This is a genomic window from Polaromonas sp. P1_E3, assembly GCF_056405935.1.
In genome coordinates this window covers 1-2,903 of sequence record NZ_JBFUBD010000337.1, presented here as the reverse complement: position 1 = coordinate 2,903, position 2,903 = coordinate 1, and the positions used below count along the sequence as shown (strand labels likewise).

4 protein-coding genes are annotated in these 2,903 nt (G+C 61.9%); all 4 read right to left on the bottom strand.

Going from position 1 to position 2,903, the window contains the following annotated elements; all coding sequences use genetic code 11:
- Window positions 1-169 precede the first annotated feature (169 nt).
- Entirely contained in the window at window positions 170-322 is a 153-nt protein-coding gene (locus AC1D0Z_RS18795; protein WP_348050368.1) for a DUF3096 domain-containing protein, read from the bottom strand.
- Between the two features lie 139 nt (window positions 323-461).
- On the bottom strand, window positions 462-1,301 hold the full coding sequence (locus AC1D0Z_RS18790) for an ABC transporter permease (RefSeq protein ID WP_477659709.1): 840 nt from the start codon (window positions 1,299-1,301) through the stop codon (window positions 462-464).
- Between the two features lie 96 nt (window positions 1,302-1,397).
- Entirely contained in the window at window positions 1,398-2,225 is an 828-nt protein-coding gene (locus AC1D0Z_RS18785; RefSeq protein ID WP_477659708.1) for an ABC transporter ATP-binding protein, read from the bottom strand.
- 145 nt (window positions 2,226-2,370) lie between these two features.
- On the bottom strand, window positions 2,371-2,903 hold a 533-nt coding region (locus tag AC1D0Z_RS18780), incomplete at its 5' end, for a type 2 periplasmic-binding domain-containing protein (RefSeq protein ID WP_477659707.1).

The following is a 2,903-nucleotide window of genomic DNA, read 5'->3' as shown; positions in this document are numbered from 1 at the left end:
GCCTCGGCCTCCGGCCGCAGTCGCGGCAGCTCCACCAAGGCCGTCAAACGCGGCAGCGGCAAGACGGTGGTGAAGTCCAAAAAACGCTGAAGTTCCGGGCGTCCATTCAGCAATCACAACCGGCGGCTGACGCTACTTTGCGGCGCCAGCCGAGGCGTCTCAGCTCTGGCTACAGCTTGAACGACCCGCTACCGAACAGGCCGATCAGGCCGATGACGATCAGGTAAATGGCCACAATGTAATTGAGCAGCCGCGGTATCAGCAGGATCAGGATGCCCGCGATGAGCGACACGATGGGGCCGATGCTGAGTGAAAGATTCATGGTGTTGTCCTTGGAGTAAGGCTCGCCAGCCCTTCCGCCCAGGCAGGCAGAGGCTATGCAAGCAGCCATGACTTTAAGGAGACCCCGGGTTACCGGCTGTAGGACGACAAAGAGTTGCGATGCAGGGTAGAACCTGTTCTTAGAGTTTTTCGGTTTCGCCGGTGCGCGGCTGCCACTTCATGAGCTTTTTTTCGAGCCGGCCCACAATTCCGTCCAGCACCAGCGCGAAGGCCGTCAGCACCACGATGCCGGCAAACACGGTATTCACGTCAAACGTGCCCTCGGCCTGCAGGATCAGGTAGCCCACGCCCCGCGCGGAGCCCAGGTATTCCCCCACCACCGCGCCCACAAAAGCCAGGCCCACAGAAGTGTGCAGGCTGGAAAACACCCAGCTGGTCGCGCTCGGCAGGTACACCGTGCGCAGCAGCTGGCGCTGATTGGCGCCCAGCATGCGGGCATTGGCGAGCACCACTGGGCTGACTTCTTTCACACCCTGGTAGACATTGAAAAACACAATGAAAAACACCAGCGTGACGGCCAGCGCCACCTTGCTCCAGATGCCCAGGCCGAACCACAACGCAAAAATGGGCGCCAGGATCACACGCGGCATGGAATTGGCCGCCTTGATGTAGGGGTCCAGAATCGCGCTGGCGGTGGGAGCCAGGGCAAGCCACAGGCCGCACGCCAGGCCCAGCACAGTGCCAATGCCGAAGGCCAGCACGGTTTCCAGCAGCGTCGTGCCCAGGTGCAGGTAGATGTCGGCATTGCCGGGCAGCCCATCGGGAAACAGCAGGCTTGAACCAAAGCCGAAAGGCATGAACCAGCTCCAGACGCGGCCGGCTACCTTGATGGGCTCACCCAGGAAAAAGGCAATCTGCTGGTCGCGCGAGGCCACGTGCCATCCGATCAGGATGAAAACCAGCAAGCCAAACTGCCAGCCGCGCAGATTGTTTTCTGAAGGCTTGATATGGCGCCACATGTCAGGCCGCGCGCAGCGCAGGGCCGCCCCAGGCAAGCGCAGCCCCCTTGGGGGGCAGAGAGCTACACGCAGTGAGTGAACGTGGGGGCTTCATTTCTAGGCAGCCTTCTTCAGTTGCTGCGCATAGCCCTTGAGGACCTCGTCGCGCAGCACATTCCATATCTGCGTATGCAGCTCAACAAAACGCGGCTGGCTGCGTACCTCGGCAACATCGCGCGGCCGGGGCAGGTCAATCGCAAATTCTCCGATGGGGTGCGTGCCCGGGCCAGCCGACAGCACCACCACCCTGTCGCTCATGGCGATGGCTTCATCAAGGTCGTGGGTAATGAACAGCACGGCTTTCTTCTTGGCGGCCCACAAGTCCAGCACTTCGTTTTCCATGAGCTGGCGGGTCTGGATGTCTAGTGCGCTGAAAGGCTCGTCCATCAGGATGATGTMCGGATCCAGCGCCAGCACCTGGGCCAGCGCAGTGCGTTTGCGCATGCCGCCCGAGAGCTGGTGCGGGTAGCGGTCACCGAACTCGCCCAGGCCCACACGCTCCAGCCAGCCCTGTGCCTGGCGGCGCGCCTCCGCATCCGGAACACCGCGGTATTGCAGGCCCATCATGACGTTGTCGATGGCGCTGCGCCAGGGCATCAATGCTTCAGTCTGGAACATGTAGCCGGCGCGGCTGTTGATGCCCTCCAGCGACTCACCAAACACCCTGACCTCGCCGGAAGACGGCTCCAGCAAACCGGCGCCTATGTTGAGTAGCGTCGATTTACCGCAACCCGTAGGCCCGACAACCGACACAAATTCACCGGCCCGTATGCGCAAGGTGGTGTCGCTTACGGCCGTATAACGCTGGCCCGCATCGTCGCGCGAGCGAAAAGTGCAACTGATGTTGATCAGCTCCAGGGCGTAGGCGTCGTCGGGTTCTGGCATGGCGGGAGCTTACAGCAAGGTGCTTGCGCAGGGCCTCTTCACCAGCCGGGGCCGCGGGACTGGCTTTGCCAGACCGCAGGCGCAGCGCCCCCTCGGGGGGCAGCGCATTACACGGAGCCGAAGGCGAAGTGAAAAGCGTGGGGGCTCAAGCCTTAAATCGATCCTTGGCCTTGCGCGCAAATTCGTTGGTATAGGTCTTGGCAATGTTGATCTTGTCGGCCTTGATGCTCGGATCAAAGCTTGCCAGTGCCTTCAGGGCCGTACGAGCGCCGTCGTCAGGAATGATCCCGTCCAGCGAAATCGACTCGCGGACCTTGTTGAAGGACGCCAGGTAGAGGGCGCGGTCGCCCAGCAGGTAGCTTTCAGGCACGGTCTTGATGATGTCGCCGGGACCGGCGGTCTGCAGCCATTTAAGCCCGTGCACGATCGCATTGGCCAGCGCCTGGCATGTATTGGGGTTTTTCTCGATGAACTCCACTGGCGCGTACAGGCAGGCCGCGGGCATGGAGCCACCAAAAACTTCGGTGGTGCCCTTGAGGGTGCGCGTGTCGCTGATGATCTTTACCTCGCCCTTCTGCTCGAGCATGGTCATGACCGGGTCGGTGTTGCTCATGGCGTCGATCTGGCCCGAACGCATCGCGGTCAACGCGCCTGCCGCGGTGCCGACCCCGATAAAAC